This is a genomic window from Streptomyces sp. NPDC016469 (assembly GCF_040632905.1).
Classification (GTDB): Bacteria; Actinomycetota; Actinomycetes; order Streptomycetales; family Streptomycetaceae; genus Streptomyces.
Genome location: NZ_JBEYCQ010000001.1, coordinates 356,492 through 373,787, shown reverse-complemented (window position 1 = coordinate 373,787; position 17,296 = coordinate 356,492). Strand labels below are relative to the sequence as shown.

Sequence of the window (17,296 nt, the reverse complement as noted above, 5' to 3'; positions counted from 1 at the left end):
GGCGGTTCCCCGATGCAGCGACCACGCCCTGTCCGTGGCACGGCCCGCTGCGCCGACCCTCCCCGCAGGAGTGCGCGATGACCACGCCCCTCCCCGCCGACGAGCAACCGGAGTACTGCGCCCCTAGCTCCGACCTGATGGCCCGCGCCCAGGAAGGCTTCGAAGCGTTCCTCGCCCGGTTCGAGGACAACAACCCTTTCGAAGAGGAGGCCGCGCGATGACCGCCGTCGGTCTCGGATCGTTCTTCCACGAGGACGACCACCCCTGGCTGCACCGGCAGGTCCGCGACATCGCGAACCGGGGCGAGGGCGAGCTCACCGCGATCGTTCACGAGAAGGCCAACGGACGGATCGTCCGCGTCGCGCACGTGCGGCCCGCCTCGGGGATCGAGTGGACGACGTCCGCAGAGAACCTCCAGCTCATCATGTGAGACAGCGACCGGCGATTCTCGCGCACGCCGTCGCCGCCGCTCTCCTTCCGGCCACCGCCGGTACGCCCGACGGATGGCCCACCGACTTCCGCCCGGCCGGATCACCGGCCTGGGGCGGAAGCACCACCGGGCACCACTCACACATCGACGTAAGGAGCACCACCATGGTCGACGCCCACAACGAGAACAGCGACACCAGCGCCGAGAAGAAGTCGGTCGCGGTCGACCTCGGCGATGTCGCCGAACTGACCGAGGGCCAAGGCGGCGGACAGTCGGAGGACAAGCGCCGCGCGTACAACTGCTGACCCCTGTCGCACCGGGCGCGGCCCTGGCCTTCGGGCGGGGGCCGCGCCCCTTCGCCGCACCTGGAGGACACTTTGCCCATCGGCGGATTCAGCACCATCCGGCCCACCCTCCCTCGCCCGCTCGGCGCGGAGAGCATCCCCACGTCACCTCTGTGGCGGCTCGGCAGCTTCCCCATCCGCACAGCGCAGCGGCCTGGCCGCCGCATTCATGTCATCGGCTTGTGCGGAGCCACCGCTCAAGAGGTGCAGGCCCTCGCCGAACGCCCCGTGCCCACCCGCGCGACGTGGCAGTGGCCGGGCACCTATGCGGTCCTGGAGGAACTGGAACACGGACTGATCCTCCACACCGACCCGGCCGCCGCACTTCCCCTGTACGCAGTCGCCTGGCAGGGGACCTGGGCGTGGTCGACATCGGCCCGCTACCTCGGCGCCCTGGCGGGCGCTCACGTCGACACCAAGCGTCTAGCATGCGCGTTCCTCGCTCCATCCGTGCCCGTATTGGCCTCTGGCCGTACGTATTTCGCCGGAGTCGAACAGCTCCCGCCCGGCAGCCGCATCGAACTTCCCGCCACCGGAGACCGTTACACGTGCAGCACCACGTGGTGCCCCGACCCTCTCGACGGGCCGCCACCGCACCTACGCCTGCGTAACGCCCTCACTGCCGCCGTACGTCTCCGCGCCGACACCGATCCGGCCCTGTCCAGCGACCTTTCCGGTGGCCTCGACTCCACCACGGTCGCTGTTCTCGCCTCGCACACCGCACCGGATCCGGTCAACGCTGTCACCATCCATCCTCGTGGCGTCCTCTACGGCGCCGACCTCCATTACGCCCGGCTCACCGCTGCGGCCTCCCATGGCAGGCTCCGCCACCACCTCCTGCTACTCGGCGACGAACACCGGCCGTACACCGGACTCACCGACCTGCCCGTGACCGACGAACCCGCGCCCTCCACGCTCACGCAGACCCGGCTCCTAGCCCAATTCCGCTGGATGCGCCGCGAATTCGGTACCCGTACTCATCTGACCGGCGACGGCGGGGACAGCGTCCTCTTCCAGCCGCCGGCTCAGCTCGCCGATCTCCTGCGCCATCGTCGCTACACTCGCGCGGTCTGCGAGGCTTTCGGGTGGGCTCGGCTTCGGCACCTCTCCGTCGTCCCACTGCTTCGCTCCGCATCGATGATGACGGCCACCACCCGCGAGGGCGCCTCGGCAGCACTCACCAACGAGCTGACCAGCGGGGTCAAGCCGACTCGGGGTAAGGTCCGGTGGTTCTCCACCCTGCCCGTACCGGCATGGGCGGACTCGTCCGCCGTACGTCTCCTCATCGAGGCCGCCGAGGACTTCGCTGCCGCGCCCGACCCTCTACCGGGCCAGGACGCCTCGGTACGCATCCTCGTTGACGAGATCCGCGATGTGTCACGTACGGCGGTGGCCGACGCCGAGCTGGCGGACGCCTGCGGAATCGACCTGCACAATCCATTTCTGGATGCCTCCGTGGTCGACGCGGTGCTAAGGACCCCAGTCGGTCTGCGTCCCCCTCTCTACGCCTACAAGCTGGTGCTCAAGCGGGCGTTCGCCGATCTCCTCCCCGCCGAACTGGTGGCCCGCACCACGAAGGGCTCCTTTGAGGCAGACCACTACGGCGGACTGCGCGCCGCCCTCCCCCAACTCCTCGACACCGGAGGCATGAACCTGGCCGCGCTCGGCCTGATCGACGCGAAGCGATTCCGTGAGCAGATCCGCCACGCCGCCGCCGGGGTCCCAATGCCGCTCGCGCACATCGAGCAGGCCTTGGCTGCCGACGCCTGGTTGCACACCATCACCCACACTCCTGATCCCGTGTGGGCCGCCCTGGTTCCTGGAAAGGTGGAGTAATGGAGCGGTCCGTCGACTTCGGACATGTCCAGGTTGTCATCGACTACGACACCGGCGGCGTGCGCTGCCTGATTCCCACAGAGCCCGCCCCGTCGACCGCGCCGAAGGCGAGCTGGGGCAGCGCGGAGCATCCCGCCGGCCTCCCCGTCCCCCGCGATACGTGGAGCTCCACCGCAGCCGCCGCCCTCTCCGGTGTCGTGGCGGTGAAAGCGGCAGGGAGGAAGGAATCCGCCATACGACGTATCACCGATGCCATACGTGCGGCCGCGTCGACAACCACCCACCCCGCCACCCCCCAGCAGGCCGAACGCGCCGTCCTCGCCGTGCGCCGCGCCGCCTGGTATTCCCCTGCCCGCACTGCCTGTCTGGAGGAGTCGGCCGCCGCAGTGCTCCTCATCGCCCTGCGACGCCGGACCGTCGTCTGGTGTCACGGTGTCGCGCCGGATCCCGTACGCCTGCACGCGTGGGTCCAGACTGGCGACGGAGCCCCCGCAGCCGAACCGGCGTCCACGCTCCTCTACACGCCCGTCCTGATGATCGGAGACACCCATGACTGAGCCAGCTCTGTGGCTGGCCACCGCGACGTGTGGCCTGGGCTCCTACCGTGCGGATCTGGTCGAGACGTACTGGAAGTGGGAGCAGGATCCCTCCCTGATGATCGGCTACGGCCGCCAGGTCCCCGAGTCCTTGGAGGCGCGTGCCGAGGGCATGCAGCACCAGCTCCGGGGGGCCAACATCCGCTTCACTGCTTACGACCTGACGGGCGCCGAGCCCGTCCCGGTCGGCGTCACCACCCTGCTACCCGACGAATCCGTACGCACCGCCGAGTTCGTCGTCATGCTGGCGCGCGAAGCCCGTGGGCGCGGGTTCGGTGCCGAGGCGACTCGACTGACCCTCGACTACGCGTTCCACGTGGCCAGTCTGCGCATGGTGTGGCTCAAGGTTCTGGCCCCGAACGCGGCCGGGATCAAGGCGTACGAGCGTGCCGGGTTCCAGCACGCGGGGCGGCTGCGGGAGGCCGGTTACTGGCTCGGGCAGGTTTGCGACGAGGTGCTGATGGATGCCCTGGCAGAGGACTTCAGCGGGCCTTCGGCGGTGCGAGCGCTTCTGGGGCGGGGCTGACGAAGGGCGCCAGGAAGAGCGGAGTGAGGACTCACTCCGTATGGTCGGCCCATGACCGAATCCAAGGAGAACCCCACTCGCCGCCGAGCCCCCGCCATGTCGCCGGAGCAGCGGCGCGCGATGATCATCCAGACGGCGATCCCGCTGATCGCCGAGTACGGTTCCGCCGTCACGACCGCGAAGATCGCCCGGGCCGCCGGTATCGGGGAGGGCACGATCTTCCGGGTCTTCGCCGACAAGGAGGAGCTGATGCAGGCGTGTGTGGCCGAGGCGCTGTCCCCCGAGCACGCCATCCGCGAGCTCGACGCGATCGATCTGGCCCAGCCGCTGCCCGACCGGCTCGTGGAGGCGGCCGAGGCGCTGCAGGCGCACATGGCCAGGATGGGCGCGATTCTCGGGTCGCTGGGGCATGGCGGCGGGAAGCACCCCGGACCGGTGCGCGGGGCGGGGCGGAATGAGTCGTCGGCCCTTGCCCGTGCGGCCGTGGCGGAGTTGCTGGAGCCCGACCGGGCCGCCCTGCGCCGGCCCCCCGAGCAGATCGCGGCGCTCTTCTACGGGCTCCTGTTCACTCAGCCGCGTACGGACGACGAACCGGACCTCACCCCCCGGGAGCTGGTCGAGGTCTTCCTGCACGGAGCCGTCGCGGGGTAGGCGCGCCGACGGGGCCCGGGGGCCGGCCGGCCGCTCCCCCGGGCCCCTGGGGCCCTTCCCTCAGTGCCCGCCCGTCAGCTCGCCGCTCAGGGTGCGGTGCAGGGCCGCGCTCGGCTGGTTGAGGCCCACGATCTCGACCTTCTTGCCGCGTTGGGCGTACTTCGTCTCGATCGCGTCCAGGGCCGCGACCGACGAGGCGTCCCAGATGTGGGTGGCCGTGAGGTCGATGACGATCTTGTCGGGGTCGGTGGCGTACGCGAAGCGGGTGACCAGGTCGTTGGAGGAAGCGAAGAAGAGTTCGCCGGTGACGGAGTAGACGACCTGGCCGCCGTCCGGGTCCACGACCGCGGTGACGTCGGCCAGGTGCGCGACGCGCCGGGCGAAGATCACCATCGCGGTGACCGAGCCGACGACGACGCCGATCGCCAGGTTGGACGTGGCGACGACGATGGCGACGGTGATGACCATGACCGCCGTCTCGCCCACCGGCATGCGGCGCAGGGTCTTCGGGGCGATGGAGTGCCAGTCGAACGTGGCGAAGGAGACCATCACCATCACCGCGACCAGCGCCGCCATCGGGATGTCGGAGACGACCGGGCCGAAGACGATGCAGAGGACCATCAGGAACGCGCCCGCGAGGAAGGTCGAGAGGCGGGTGCGGGCCCCGGAGACCCGGACGTTGATCATCGTCTGGCCGATCATGGCGCAGCCGCCCATGCCGCCGAAGAAGCCGGTGACGATGTTGGCGATGCCCTGGCCGACGGACTCGCGGGTCTTGTCGGAGCGGGTGTCCGTGATGTCGTCGACCAGCTGCGCGGTCATGAGGGATTCCATGAGGCCGACCAGCGCCATCGCCAGGGCGTACGGGGCGATGGTGGTCAGGGTCTCCAGGGTGAACGGCACGTCGGGCAGGCCGGGCACGGGGAGCGAGGAGGGCAGCTCGCCCTTGTCGCCGACGCTGGGGACCGCGATCCCTGCCGCCAGGGTGATCGTGGTGAGCACGACGATGGAGACCAGGGGCGCCGGGATCACCCGGGTGACCTTCGGGAAGAACACCATCAGCAGCAGGCCGCCCGCGATCAGCGGGTAGACCGCCCACGGCACGTCGTGCATCTCGGGCACCTGGGCCATGAAGATCAGGATCGCCAGGGCGTTGACGAAGCCGGTCATCACGGAGCGCGGCACGAACCGCATCAGCTTGGCGACGCCCAGAGCCCCCAGCGCGATCTGGAAGACGCCCGCCAGGATCACGGTGGCGACCAGATAGCCGAAGCCGTGCTCGCGGTTGACCGGGGCGATCACCAGGGCGACCGCGCCCGTCGCGGCGGAGATCATCGCGCGGCGTCCGCCGACGACCGAGATCGTGACCGCCATCGTGAAGGCGGCGAAGAGCCCGATCGCGGGGTCCACCCCGGCGATGATCGAGAACGAGATCGCCTCGGGGATGAGGGCCAGCGCGACGACGAGTCCGGCGAGCACCTCCGTACGCCACACCTTGGGGTCGGAGATCCAGTCGGGCTTGAGGGCGCGCAGGCGGGGCGCGAACGCGGGCGTGGTGAAGGACAAGACGGTGTACCTGTCGGTCGGGCGCGCCCGGACGCGGAGCGCGGGCTTGCGGGGCTGGACAGCGGGGAAGGCGGGGGGCCGGGGTGGAGCCGGAAAGGCGGAGTCCGGGCCGGACGGGCGTTTCCAGCCCCGGTCAGGGGCGGGCAGCGGCCACGGCTCAGGGGTGACGGGTCACGGCGGGCAGGCGGCGGTGCGGGGCGTCGTCATACGCATCCGCTCGCTCGCTCTCTCATCCGCCGGGCACTCCGGTACGCCTCGGTCTCCGCCGTTTGGGCGTGGACTCCGCACGCGCGTACGCGCGGCGTTGGGCGACAAACCACTGTACCTTCCCGGCCGGCCCCCTTAGGGTCGTGCCCGTGAACACCGGACCGGCAATACGCCATGCACGGAACGGCGATCCGGTGGTGGGCTGAGCCCCCGCCGGACGTGCCCCGCCGGGTGTTCCGTATGCCTGGCGCGGGGGCCTCCCCCGGCTCGTACACCGTACGAAACCACTGTGTCGAGCCGAAGAGATCACGAGGTCGTCAGCCATGTCCGTTTCGTTCAACCACACCATCGTGGCCGCCGTGGACCGCCATGCGTCCGCGCGGTTCTTCCGGGAGCTGCTGGAGCTGGACGAGGCCCCGTCCTGGGGGCCGTTCGTCAATATCCGGCTGGAGGACGGCGTCCTGCTCCAGTTCGCGGAGCCGCCGGTGGAGATCCAGATGCAGCACTACGCGTTCCTCGTGGACGAGGAACTGTTCGACCGGGCCTACGGGCGGCTGGTCGGGGGCGGGGTCGAGCACTGGGCCGATCCGCAGATGAAGCGGCCCGGGGAGACCAACACCGAGCACGGCGGGCGCGGGGTCTATTTCAAGGACCCGGCCGGGCACGCGATCGAGCTGATCACCCAGCCGTATCTGTAGACCGGGGAGCCGGACGGACCCCGAGGGGTCGCGGTGCGGGGCCGGAGCGCGGAGGCTGGGGGGATGAGTGAGCAGGCTCCTCCCGGCGGTCCGGTCCCGCCGCCTCCCCGGCGGCGGATGTGGCCGTGGGTGCTGCTGCTGGTCGCCGTGGTGCTGGCCCTCGCCGCGGGGGCGGTCATGGCGGTGCTGTCGGACGTGCTCCACTCGGAGGGCTCGCGGAAGGTGCACATCCGGTACGAGGTGACGGGGACCGCGCGCGACGTGGTGCTGACGTACAGCACCTGGCGGGGCGAGGAGCTGTCGACCGGGCGGCTGGCGCTGCGGTCGCTGCCGTGGGCCGGGGAGCTGGACTCGAAGGGCTTCATGAGCGGCGGCTCGTTCGTGGTGAGCGTGGGCCGGGGCGGCGGCGATGTGTCGTGCTCGGTGACCGTGGACGACGGCACGCGGCGTACGGACTCGGCCTCGGGTGCGTACGCGACGGCGAACTGCGACGGGTACTGAGAGGGCGGGCCTCCGGAAGGATTCCGGGGGCCCGCCCTGCGTCGGTCGGTCAGCGGTCAGCGGCCGTAGCGGATGAGGGCGCGGACCATGCGGCAGGTGATGTCGGACGGCGGGTGGATGCCGAGGCGCGCGGCGGTGGTGCGTATGCGGGCGTTGTTCGCGCTGGACGGGAGGTAGACGCCGGTGTCGAGCAGGGCGATGGCGAGGCGCATCGCCTTCAGCCGGCGGTTGTGCGAGACGTACCACTCGCGGGGGCGGCCGGCGGGGAGCGGCTTCTTGGTCAGGGGCTGGTGCAGGGGCTTGTCGAGCGGCTTGGTCGTGACTGCGGCAACGGCCATGGGCTACCTCCTGGCACGGTGGCGGAACTCTTCGGAAACCCTCACGAACTGACTCCCATTCTACCGGCCCGCACTGACAATCGGCCCTGGCCAGAGGGGTTTTCGGCCCCTCCTGCGAGGTCCGTCCCGTACCTTGGGCCCCATGGAGATCTGGATCAATCCCGCGTGTTCCAAGTGCCGCAGCGCGGTGCAGCTGCTCGACGCGGAAGGGGCCGATTACACGGTCCGCCGTTACCTGGAGGACGTGCCGTCGCCGGACGAGATCCGGGCGGTGCTCGACCGGCTCGGCCTCGAACCGTGGGACATCACGCGGACCCAGGAGGCGGACGCGAAGGAGCTGGGCCTGAAGGACTGGCCGCGTGAGGCGGGTGCCCGGGAGCGGTGGATCACCGCGCTCGCCGAGCACCCGAAGCTGATCCAGCGGCCGATCATCACGGCGGAGGACGGCACGGCGGTCGTGGGCCGCACGGACGAGGCGGTCCGGGACGCGCTGGGACGTAAGGGCTAGGCGAGGAACTCGCCCATCCTGCGGTTGAGTTCCGGGGCCGTCGGGGCGTGCAGGGGCAGTGCGTGGTGGGAGACGTCCGGGAGGACGGCCGTCTCCGCGCCCGGCAGCAGCCGGTGCGCGGTGGCGGCCGTCTTCTCCGCGTCGTGGGCGCGGCTGTCACCGGCGAGCAGGATCAGCGTCGGTACGGCGAGGGCGCGCAGGGCGTCCGGCTCGGGGCGGGGTCCGGTGACCGGGCGGGCCGAGGGGAAGCCGGCCGCCGTCTCCCGCAGCCGCAGCCAGTGGGGTTCGAGCTCGGCGCCGCCGGTCTCCCAGGCCAGGAAGGCGCGGGTACGGGCGGCGTTCGGGCGGAGCAGCATCGGCAGGGCGTGCAGCAGGTAGCCCGGGCGGAAGCCGCTGAAGCAGCCGGTGGGGTCGAGGAGGATCAGCCTGCGCAGCCGGTCGGGCGCGTGCAGGGCGTAGTGCAGGGCGATCCAGCCGCCGTACGAGTGGCCGGCGAGGGCCACCGGCCCCGTGGCGCCCAGGCCGTCCAGCAGGGCGTCGAGCCAGCCGCAGAGATCGGCGGCGCTGCGGACGGGCCGCTCCCCCGCCGTGCTGCGGCCCGGTTCGCCGATGAGGTCGGCGGCGTGGACCCGGTGGGTGCGGCCGAGGGCGGCGGCCTGGGCGTACCAGGCGGTGGAGGTCGCGCCGCCGCCGGGCAGGAGGACCAGGGGCGGGGCGTCCTCGGGGCCGTGGCTGTTGAGGTGGGTGGTGCCGTAGGGGGTGGGGACCGTGGTCGGCGTGGTGCCGGGCGGCCAGGTGGCCGCGACGGTCGCGTCGTAGGCGGCGAGGAAGGCCGCGTCGGCGGTGGTCGCGGGCGGGGTGGGTGTCATGGGCGCTCCCTGGACTCCGTACACCTGGATATTATCTCGCTGAGCGAGACAATAGCGGGAGGTGCCGGAGATGAGTGAGCAGGGGCCGGAGTTGGAGATCGTCCATCTGCTGCGGAAGGTGACGTCCGCATTCGGGCTGCGCCAGGCGGAGTTCGCGGCCCGGCACGGGATGCATCCGACGGATGTACGCGCCCTGGTGTGCCTGCTCGACGCGGAGCGCGAGGGGTCGGGGGTCACCGCCGGGCGGCTGGGGGCGGAGCTGGGGCTGAACTCGGCGGGCACCACGTCGCTCATCGACCGGCTGGAACGGCTGGGGCAGCTGACGCGGACGCGCGACGAGCGGGACCGGCGGCGGGTGCTGCTGCGGGTGACGCCGCGGGCGGTGGAGCTGGGCTGGGAGGCGTTCGGCCCGGCGATCGGGAGCGCGGTGGCGCTGCTGCGGGAGTTCGACGAGGGGGAGGTCGCTGCGGTGCGGCGGTTCCTGGACGGGTTCCTGACGGCGGTGTCGGAGGGCGGCGGGGCGGGGTCCGACGGCTGACCCCGCCCCGCCCGGCGCCTACTCCCCGCCGCGGACCTGGGCCTCCGCCTCCGCCAGGAGCTCCGTCAGCCGGAGGCCGAACCGTACGTCGCAGGGGTGGGCCTCGCCCGTACGCACCGAGTCGATCAGCGCGTCCACGGCCGCCGCGAAGGCGTCCACCGCCCCGTCCCACCGCGGCAGCGCGGCGACGCCGTGCTCGCCCCGGAGGACGACCTCGACGCCGGCGGCGGCCACCGGCGCGCCGAGGGTCAGGGTGACCGTGCTGGACGCCCCCGAGGCGTGGCGCAGGACGAGATGGTGGGCGTCGGAAGGGCCACGGGCGGCGGTCAGCTCCGTGACGTCGCCCAGGACCGGGAGCAGGACCGAGAGGGCGTGCGGGCCGACGTCCCAGAGGCCGCCCCGTTCGCGGCGCCATGGAGACGCCGCGTAGTCGTTGTCGGTGCCGGGGGCCCAGAGCGCCGCGATCCACTCGGCGCGGGCGGTGAACCAGTCGCCCGCCGCGGCCTGTTCGGCGATCCAGGCGGCGGGCTGCGGGGCGAACCTGAGCGTGCAGAACACGACGGAGGCGACCCGGGCCCGCTCGGCGGCCTCGGCGACCTCGCGGGCACCGGCGACCGTGGTGGCGACCGGCTTGTCCAGGATCAGGTGGCAGCCGGCCGCGGCGGCGCGGGCGGCGAGCGGGGCCTGCACGTCCGGCGGCAGCGCGAAGGCGACGGCGTCGCTCGTGGCGAACAGCTCGTCGAGCCCCGCGTCTCCGGAGTACGCCGGCGCACCGTGGGCGGCGGCCAGCTCCCCGGCGGCCTCGGCCCGGCGGCCCCACACACCGCTGAGCACGACGCCGGGGTGTGCGGCGAGGGCGGGGGCCTGGGTGTTGCGGGCCCAGGGTCCGGTGCCGGCCAGGCCGATGCGCAGGGGGGTCTCGGGTGTCGTCATGGGTCCAGTCTGCCGGGTGGGGCCTTCGGGGCCGCAACGCCTGGACAACCGGCGCCCGGGGAGCGGTCACTTCGGGCCCGGTGGAGTTCGGCCGGCATGTCGCTGGTCGCCCGGTCCGCCGGGAGGAACGCCTCAAGCCGTGGTTCGGCGACGGTGACGTCGGTGGCGGTGCCGGAGTGGGTGAGCGTGGTGATCAGCGTCAGCTCCCGGTCGTCGGCCGGATCGGGCGGCCTCAGGCGCAGGGATACGGCGAAGCCGAGGTGGTGCGGGGAGTCGCGCGGGCGGGGCGAGGCCGGTGCGTTCGGCGGCCGGGTCTCAAAGCCGGTCGTCCGGTTTGCGCACGCTCTCGGCGTGGACGCGGTCGATGATGTGCCACGCCCATGCGTCGAGGTTGGCGATGCGGGGCGCGAGGCCCTGCGGGTGCAGCAGGACCCGGGGGACGCTGACCGGCGGTTCGAGCAGGTGCGGGGCCGCCCCGGCGGTGAGGGTGCGGAAGGCGGCGTTGGCCGCGGCGAGGTCGCCGTGCCGGTCCACGACGACCGCCGGGTAGGGCAGGTGGCCGTCCAGGATCCGTTCGAGGGCGGTGCGGATCGGCTCCAGCCGGGGGTCGTCCAGGTCCGTGTGCGGGTGGACCGGTGCGAATCCGGCCGCGAGGAGCAGGTCGTTGCGCTCGCGGATCGGGACCCCCAGGGACTTCGCGAGCCGGATGGTCATCGACCGGCCGGGGGCCGACCGTCCGCTCTCGATGAAGCCGAGGTGCTGCTGCGTGGTGCACGCGTGGCCAGTTCCTGCCGGCTGCCGCGCCGCCGGGTGCGCCGTCCGCGTAACGCTCCGGCGAGGATGCCTCCGGCCGGTTCGGTCATCACGCCTCCTGTGTATACCGTCCGGCCGCCGGTCCGCGATGCCCTGCGGGGAATTGCCGCCCGCACGCCCGTCGCAGCAGGGCCGTTGCCCCACACCGGCCACACCTGCACACCGGCCGCACCTGAACCGAGGGGATCACCCACGACCGACATCGACATCCACGAGCTCACCGACCGCTATGTCGCCGTGTGAACGAGCCCGACGCGGAGCCCGCCGCGCCGCAGTCCGTGAGCTGTGGTCGGCCGACGCCCTTCACGTACTGCGGCCTCCGAAGGAGATCCGGGAGGCCGCCGATGGGCCGGGCTTCGACCGCCTCCTGCTGGAGGCCCGGGGGCACGACGCGCTGGACTTCCGGGTGACGCGCGCCCACGAGGAGTTCGTGGCGCCCGGCACCCTGGTCTTCCGGTCGCGCGGCAACGCCGACCGGCTCCGCGACATCGTCAGGTTCAGCCGGGAGACGGCGCCCCGGGACGGGGGCGAGGCCGCCGGCGTCGGACTGGACATCCTCGTGCTGGGCGCCGACGGCCGCATCGTCAGCGACTGCCAGTTCATCGAAGGATGACCGCGGCGTCCGGCGGCCGCCGGGGGAAACCTCGGTAACACGGGGTTCACATGAGGGCAACGGTCGGGAAATCGCGGCTTGCGAAGCTGCGGCGCATAGACCGCAGCGCCCGCAAAGGATGGCTTCCGTGACGTTCAAGGCTGAGTACATCTGGATCGACGGCACCGAGCCGACCGCCAAGCTCCGTTCCAAGACGAAGATCATGTCCGGCGGCGCGTCGTCCGACGTGGCCGAGCTGCCGATCTGGGGCTTCGACGGGTCGAGCACCAACCAGGCCGAGGGCCACGCCTCGGACCGGGTGCTGAAGCCGGTCTTCAGCTGCCCGGACCCGATCCGCGGCGGCGACGACATCCTGGTCCTGTGCGAGGTCTTCGACATCGACATGACCCCGCACGCGTCGAACACGCGGGCGCTGCTGCGTCCGGTCGCCGAGCAGTTCGCCGGGCAGGAGGCGATCTTCGGCATCGAGCAGGAGTACACCTTCTTCGACGGCCACCGGCCGCTCGGCTTCCCCGAGGGCGGCTTCCCGGCCGCGCAGGGCGGCTACTACTGCGGCGTCGGCTCGGACGAGATCTTCGGCCGGGAGATCGTGGAGAAGCACCTCGACAACTGCCTGAAGGCGGGGCTGGGCATCTCCGGCATCAACGCCGAGGTCATGCCGGGCCAGTGGGAGTTCCAGGTGGGCCCCCTGTCCCCGCTGGAGGTCTCCGACCAGCTGTGGATCGCCCGCTGGCTGCTCTACCGCACCGCCGAGGACTTCAACGTGTCCGCGACCCTCGACCCGAAGCCGGTCAAGGGCGACTGGAACGGTGCGGGCGCGCACACCAACTTCTCCACGAAGGCGATGCGCGAGGGCTACGACGCGATCATCACGGCCTGCGAGTCGCTGGGCGAGGGCTCGAAGCCGATGGACCACGTCAAGAACTACGGCGCGGGCATCGACGACCGGCTGACCGGTCTGCACGAGACCGCCCCGTGGAACGAGTACAGCTACGGCGTGTCCGACCGCGGCGCTTCGGTGCGCATCCCGTGGCAGGTCGAGCAGGACGGCAAGGGCTACATCGAGGACCGCCGCCCGAACGCCAACGTCGACCCGTACGTCGTCACGCGGCTGATCGTGGACACCTGCTGCACGGCCCTGGAGAAGGCCGGTCAGGTCTGATCCGCCGGTACGGTCACGGAGGGCGCCCACCGCGCGTGCGGTGGGCGCCCTCCGCTGTCAGTGGGGTGTGCCAGGCTGATCGCATGCTCAGCGTCAAGGTCATGACCGAGAACCAGCAGTCCCACCTCCGAGTCTCCGGCCAGGAGCTCGAGGACCTCGTGTACCGCATCGGTGCGCGCGGGGACAACTTCCTGGTCGTCCAGCGGGTCCCGGACATCCCCGGCACCTTCATCCAGGTGTGGCACGAGGCGGGCGGGGACTACGAGTTGGAGCACCGTACGGGGACGGCGACGAGCCATGTCCGTACCGTCATCGGCGACCCGGAGCGGATCGTCGCGCTGATGACGCGCTGGGCGCGCGAGGAGCCCGGCTGGGACGCGGGGACCGACTGGGAGAGCGCCGGGATACCGGAGCCGGAGCCCGTGCCGGAGCTCGCGCAGGAGGTCCGGGAGCAGTTGGAGCCCCGGGTCCGGGAGCTGCTGCGCGGCGGTTACGGGACCGTGCGGACGCTCACCGAGGCGGCCGAGGACTACCTCGTGAAGGACGGGGTCCGGCCGGTCTCCCGGGCCCAGGCGGGGGAGTTGGTGGAGCGGCTCTGGCTGGAGCGGGTCGAGGAGCAGCGGGGCTGGGCGGATGTGACGGACCCGGACCGGCTGGAGCGGGTGTTCGCCGAGCTGGACCGGCAGGGGATCACCGCCCGGGAGCACTTCACGTGCTGCCGCTCGTGCGGGATGAGCGAGATATACGCGGCCGGGCGCGAGGACGCCAGGGGCTTCGTCTTCTTCCACAGCCAGGGCACGGAGAGCGCGGCGGCCGGGCACGGACTCGCGCTGTACTACGGCGGGTTCGACGACTCCGCGGAGACGACCGCCGCGGTGGGCCGGGAGGTGGTGGCCGCGCTGGGCGAGGCAGGGCTGGCGGCGGAGTGGGACGGTTCCCCGGACCAGGCGATCGAGCTGACGGACCTGGACTGGCGCAAGCGGCTGGTGGGTTAGGGCCTCTGTCGCCTTGCTCACCTCGTTGTCCCGAGGGGCGCGCCGCCACGCGTTCTCTGCTTCAATGGGGGCATGGCCAGCTTCCCGCACACCTCGACCGGTCGCAGCGACCTCGAGCCGTTCTGGCCCTCCCGTCAGCACCACGACTTCGACCGGGTGTGTTGCCGCGCGCTGAACGCGCCGGCCCTCTGAAGCCCTCACCCGGCCTTCGGTCCGCGCGCACGCAGCAAGTCCGTCCACCGACGACTCCTTCGCGCGAAAGAGCTGACCCCTCATGGCGAACACCCGTACCTTCTCCGCTGTCGCTGCGACCCCCTCGGTCCGCCCCTCCTCCCCCGACCGGCACCGGCTGCGTGCCGTCGCCCCCGACGAGGTCGTGCAGCAGGCCGACGTCTCGGCGCTCCTGACGCCGGGTGCGACGTGGCTGCCCGCTCCCCAGCACACCCTGCCCAGCCTGCCGGGCCGCCCGCCGATGGTGGGCTACCTGGTGCTCGTGCCCGCCGACCAGCAACCCGCCTTCGCCGCCGTCGCCGCGCAGTACGCGGTGCCGGAGCCGGCGAAGGCGGAGCCGGCGGCGGGGCCGGTGACCATCGACTCCGTTCGGCGCTCCGCCTCCGTGAACGGGCGGACGCTGGACCTCACCTACCTGGAATTCGAGCTCCTGGCCCACCTGGTGGCCCATCCCCACCGCGTCCACACCCGCGACCAGCTGGTGACCACGGTCTGGGGTTACGGACACGTGGGCGACGGCCGCACCGTCGACGTCCACATCGCCCGGCTGCGCCGCAAGCTGGGCGCCGAGCACCGCCGCTCGATCCAGACCGTGCGCCGGGTCGGGTACAAGTACACGCCCTGACAGGCAGAGCGAAGGGGCGGGCCCCGGTTCCGGTACGCGCTACCGGAACCGGGGCCCGCCCTCGTACATGCGGGTCAGCGCAGTGCGGTCCCGACCGGGTCCGGTGCCGGGGCTGCCGAAGGCTCGCCGTGGTCCAGGCCCGGCAGCCGGCGCAGGCCGCGCGGGGTGCGCCAGTTGCGCTCGCCGAGCAGCGCCATCGCGGAGGGCAGCAGCACCATCCGTACGAGTGTGGCGTCCAGCAGGACCGCGACCGCGAGGCCGACGCCCATCTGCTGCATGTCCTGCATGGACAGGGTCGCGAAGACCGAGAAGACCGCCACCATGATCACGGCCGCCCCGGTCACCGCGCCGGCCGTGCGGCGGATGCCCTCGTCGATCGCGGCGCGGTTGCCGATCCCCCGGCCGTGGGCCTCGCGGATCCGGGAGACCACGAAGACGTGGTAGTCCATCGAGAGCCCGAACAGGACGACGAGGACGAACAGCGGCATCCAGGACTCGACCGCGCCGACGCCCTCCGAGCCGATGAGCCCGGCGCCCCAGCCGTGCTGGAAGACCGCGGTCATCACGCCGTACGCGGCGGCCACGGAGAGCAGGTTGAGGAGGATGGACGTCACGGCGATCACGTACGAGCGGAAGCAGAACAGCATCAGCAGGAACGTCACGGCGGTGATGAAGAGGAAGACGGGGGCGATGCCGCGCTTCAGCTGGTCGTTGAAGTCGACGGACCCGGCCACCTCGCCGGTGACGTAGGCGCGGGCGCCGCTGCCGTCGAAGGCGGTGGGCAGACGGTCTTCGCGGAGTTCGGTGAGGCCCTTCTCGCCGCCGGGCAGCGGCACCTCGAACTCGGCGACGTTCTGCGCCCGGTGCACGGTGACGTGGTCGAAGCCGGCGAGGGCCTTGCGTACGGCCGGGGCGGTGATGTCGTCGGCCTCGACGACGACCTGGGCCGGGGCGGGGCCGCCGGGGAAGGTCTCGCTGATGTGGCGGTAGGCGACGGACAGCGTGGAGTCGGAGCCGAACTGCTTCTCCAGGCCCAGGGATTCGGTCTTCATGCCGACCGCGGGCGCGGCGAGCACCAGCAGGACGGCGACGGAGGCGGCGGCGAAGAACTTCGGGCGGTTCAGGACGGGGCGCAGCACCCGGCCGGCGATGCGGCCGCTCTGCTTGTCGCCCCGCTTGCCGCGCCGGTTCAGCAGCGGCACCCGCCCGGCCTCGATGCGGTCGCCGAGCCAGGACAGCAGGGCGGGCAGCACGGTGACGGAGCCGAGCACGGCGATGAGGACGACGGTGATCGTGGCGAGGGCGAAGCCCTTGAAGAGCATCAGCCCGGACAGGAACATGCCGGCCATGGCGACCATCACGGTGACCCCGGAGACCAGGACGGCCCGGCCGCTGGTGGCGGCTGCGATGCGCAGGGCGGTCTCGGCGTCGCGTCCGGCGGCCCGCTCGTCGCGTTCGCGGCGCAGGTAGAACAGGCAGTAGTCGACGCCGACGGCGAAGCCCATCAGGAACATCACGGAGTAGGTGGTCTGGAACAGGTGCAGCTGGTGGCTGGCGAGCGAGAGCAGGCCGAAGGCGGCCATGCACGCGGTGAGCGCGAGCCCGACGGGCAGCAGGGCGGCGACGACGGCGCCGAAGGCGACCAGGAGGATACCGAGGGCCAGCGGTACGGCGGTGAACTCGGCCTTCTTGAAGTCGTCCGCGAGCAGGTCGCCGAGCCACTTGCCGGCGCTGGCGTCCCCGAACTGGCTGACGGTGACGCCGGGTTCTTTCCGCTCCACCCCGGCGACGGCGTCGAGCACGGGCTGCACCCGGTCGGGGGCGGTGTCCGGGTCGCCCTTCATCTCGAAGGTGATCAGCGCGTCCTTGCGGTCCTCGGACGCGACCGGGTCCGCGAGACCGGTGACCTCGCCGGTGTCCTGGATGGCGGTGGTCAGCTCGCGGGCGGCGGTGCGCCAGCCGTCCGGCTCGGCGGAGGAGACCATGACGAGTTCGCCGGCCCGGTGGCTGAGCCCCGCGTCCGAGAGGATCTGCTCGGCGCGTGCCGAGTCGCCCGCGCCGTTCTCGGCGTCGGTCATCTCGACCATGCCCGAGGCACCGCCGATGCCCGCGGCGAGTACGACGAAGAGCAGCCAGCCGAGAATGGCCGTCTTGCGGTGGTGTGCGCTCCACACACCTATACGTGCCGCGAGGTTACGCCTCATGGCGGGTTCGCCCCCTGTTAGTGGAAGTCCGACGATGCCCCTCGAATCTAGGAACGCCGGGCCGGCCGCCCCAGCCGGTGAAACCCCCGGTCGCGCGGCGCGTAGGGCGAGG

Annotated in this window: 21 protein-coding genes; 15 read left to right on the top strand and 6 right to left on the bottom strand. The window is 72.0% G+C overall.

What is annotated here, in order from left to right:
* The first annotated feature begins 77 nt into the window (after positions 1–77).
* From ABZ565_RS01785 to ABZ565_RS01755, 7 genes are all read left to right on the top strand, one after another.
* Positions 78–221, top strand: a complete 144-nt coding sequence (locus tag ABZ565_RS01785; RefSeq protein WP_361019118.1) for a hypothetical protein — start codon at positions 78–80, stop codon at positions 219–221.
* Positions 218–430, top strand: coding sequence for a hypothetical protein (locus ABZ565_RS01780; RefSeq protein ID WP_361019115.1), 213 nt, complete (start codon positions 218–220; stop codon positions 428–430). The genes ABZ565_RS01785 and ABZ565_RS01780 overlap by 4 nt, the downstream gene beginning before the upstream one ends.
* Positions 427–735 (top strand): albusnodin family lasso peptide, encoded by a 309-nt coding sequence (locus tag ABZ565_RS01775; RefSeq protein WP_361019113.1) that lies wholly within the window; start codon positions 427–429, stop codon positions 733–735. Before ABZ565_RS01780 ends, ABZ565_RS01775 begins: the two co-directional genes overlap by 4 nt.
* A 72-nt stretch (positions 736–807) precedes the next feature.
* Positions 808–2,610 carry an albusnodin/ikarugamycin family macrolactam cyclase gene (locus tag ABZ565_RS01770; protein WP_361019110.1) on the top strand — a complete coding sequence of 601 codons (1,803 nt, stop codon included), beginning with the start codon at positions 808–810 and terminating at the stop codon, positions 2,608–2,610.
* Complete coding sequence (locus ABZ565_RS01765) at positions 2,610–3,167, top strand: lasso peptide biosynthesis B2 protein (protein ID WP_361019107.1); 558 nt, start codon at positions 2,610–2,612, stop codon at positions 3,165–3,167. Before ABZ565_RS01770 ends, ABZ565_RS01765 begins: the two co-directional genes overlap by 1 nt.
* Complete coding sequence (locus ABZ565_RS01760; protein ID WP_361019104.1) at positions 3,160–3,732, top strand: GNAT family protein; 573 nt, start codon at positions 3,160–3,162, stop codon at positions 3,730–3,732. The genes ABZ565_RS01765 and ABZ565_RS01760 overlap by 8 nt, the downstream gene beginning before the upstream one ends.
* A 51-nt stretch (positions 3,733–3,783) precedes the next feature.
* On the top strand, positions 3,784–4,383 hold the full coding sequence (locus ABZ565_RS01755) for a helix-turn-helix domain-containing protein (RefSeq protein ID WP_361019103.1): 600 nt from the start codon (positions 3,784–3,786) through the stop codon (positions 4,381–4,383).
* A 60-nt stretch (positions 4,384–4,443) separates the two neighbouring features.
* On the opposite strand, the gene ABZ565_RS01750 is transcribed toward ABZ565_RS01755, so the two are convergent.
* The gene (locus ABZ565_RS01750; RefSeq protein ID WP_361019100.1) at positions 4,444–5,949 is read right to left on the bottom strand and encodes a SulP family inorganic anion transporter; all 1,506 of its coding nucleotides are present in this window, start codon (positions 5,947–5,949) and stop codon (positions 4,444–4,446) included.
* A 530-nt stretch (positions 5,950–6,479) separates the two neighbouring features.
* Here ABZ565_RS01750 and ABZ565_RS01745 point away from each other — a divergent pair.
* Positions 6,480–6,854 (top strand): VOC family protein, encoded by a 375-nt coding sequence (locus tag ABZ565_RS01745; RefSeq protein WP_361019098.1) that lies wholly within the window; start codon positions 6,480–6,482, stop codon positions 6,852–6,854.
* Between the two features lie 63 nt (positions 6,855–6,917).
* Positions 6,918–7,355, top strand: coding sequence for a hypothetical protein (locus ABZ565_RS01740; protein WP_361019095.1), 438 nt, complete (start codon positions 6,918–6,920; stop codon positions 7,353–7,355).
* 56 nt (positions 7,356–7,411) lie between these two features.
* Here the strand turns inward: ABZ565_RS01740 and ABZ565_RS01735 are convergent, their stop codons facing one another.
* Entirely contained in the window at positions 7,412–7,693 is a 282-nt protein-coding gene (locus tag ABZ565_RS01735; RefSeq protein ID WP_073965512.1) for a hypothetical protein, read from the bottom strand.
* A gap of 142 nt (positions 7,694–7,835) precedes the next feature.
* On the opposite strand from ABZ565_RS01735, the gene ABZ565_RS01730 reads away from it, so the two are divergent.
* Positions 7,836–8,201, top strand: a complete 366-nt coding sequence (locus ABZ565_RS01730) for an arsenate reductase family protein (RefSeq protein ID WP_361019092.1) — start codon at positions 7,836–7,838, stop codon at positions 8,199–8,201.
* Here ABZ565_RS01730 and ABZ565_RS01725 read toward each other — a convergent pair.
* A complete protein-coding gene (locus tag ABZ565_RS01725) occupies positions 8,198–9,070 on the bottom strand; it encodes an alpha/beta fold hydrolase (protein ID WP_361019089.1) in 873 nt (290 codons plus the stop codon). The genes ABZ565_RS01730 and ABZ565_RS01725 overlap by 4 nt on opposite strands.
* A 70-nt stretch (positions 9,071–9,140) precedes the next feature.
* Between ABZ565_RS01725 and ABZ565_RS01720 the strand changes: the two genes are divergently transcribed.
* A complete protein-coding gene (locus tag ABZ565_RS01720; RefSeq protein WP_361019086.1) occupies positions 9,141–9,608 on the top strand; it encodes a MarR family transcriptional regulator in 468 nt (155 codons plus the stop codon).
* An 18-nt stretch (positions 9,609–9,626) separates the two neighbouring features.
* Here the strand turns inward: ABZ565_RS01720 and ABZ565_RS01715 are convergent, their stop codons facing one another.
* Together ABZ565_RS01715 and ABZ565_RS01710 are read right to left on the bottom strand one after the other, a co-directional pair.
* Positions 9,627–10,541 carry a Gfo/Idh/MocA family oxidoreductase gene (locus ABZ565_RS01715; protein WP_361019084.1) on the bottom strand — a complete coding sequence of 305 codons (915 nt, stop codon included), beginning with the start codon at positions 10,539–10,541 and terminating at the stop codon, positions 9,627–9,629.
* A gap of 315 nt (positions 10,542–10,856) precedes the next feature.
* Positions 10,857–11,255, bottom strand: coding sequence for a hypothetical protein (locus ABZ565_RS01710; RefSeq protein WP_361019081.1), 399 nt, complete (start codon positions 11,253–11,255; stop codon positions 10,857–10,859).
* A gap of 328 nt (positions 11,256–11,583) precedes the next feature.
* On the opposite strand from ABZ565_RS01710, the gene ABZ565_RS01705 reads away from it, so the two are divergent.
* The 4 genes from ABZ565_RS01705 (at position 11,584) to ABZ565_RS01690 (ending at position 14,980) form a co-directional block, all read left to right on the top strand.
* Positions 11,584–11,967 carry a hypothetical protein gene (locus ABZ565_RS01705; RefSeq protein WP_361019078.1) on the top strand — a complete coding sequence of 128 codons (384 nt, stop codon included), beginning with the start codon at positions 11,584–11,586 and terminating at the stop codon, positions 11,965–11,967.
* Between the two features lie 127 nt (positions 11,968–12,094).
* Entirely contained in the window at positions 12,095–13,129 is a 1,035-nt protein-coding gene (gene glnII, locus ABZ565_RS01700; protein ID WP_361019075.1) for a glutamine synthetase, read from the top strand.
* An 83-nt stretch (positions 13,130–13,212) separates the two neighbouring features.
* On the top strand, positions 13,213–14,124 hold the full coding sequence (locus ABZ565_RS01695; RefSeq protein WP_361019073.1) for a hypothetical protein: 912 nt from the start codon (positions 13,213–13,215) through the stop codon (positions 14,122–14,124).
* Between the two features lie 274 nt (positions 14,125–14,398).
* A complete protein-coding gene (locus ABZ565_RS01690; protein WP_361019070.1) occupies positions 14,399–14,980 on the top strand; it encodes a winged helix-turn-helix domain-containing protein in 582 nt (193 codons plus the stop codon).
* Between the two features lie 74 nt (positions 14,981–15,054).
* On the opposite strand, the gene ABZ565_RS01685 is transcribed toward ABZ565_RS01690, so the two are convergent.
* On the bottom strand, positions 15,055–17,184 hold the full coding sequence (locus tag ABZ565_RS01685; RefSeq protein ID WP_361019067.1) for an MMPL family transporter: 2,130 nt from the start codon (positions 17,182–17,184) through the stop codon (positions 15,055–15,057).
* Positions 17,185–17,296 lie beyond the last annotated feature (112 nt).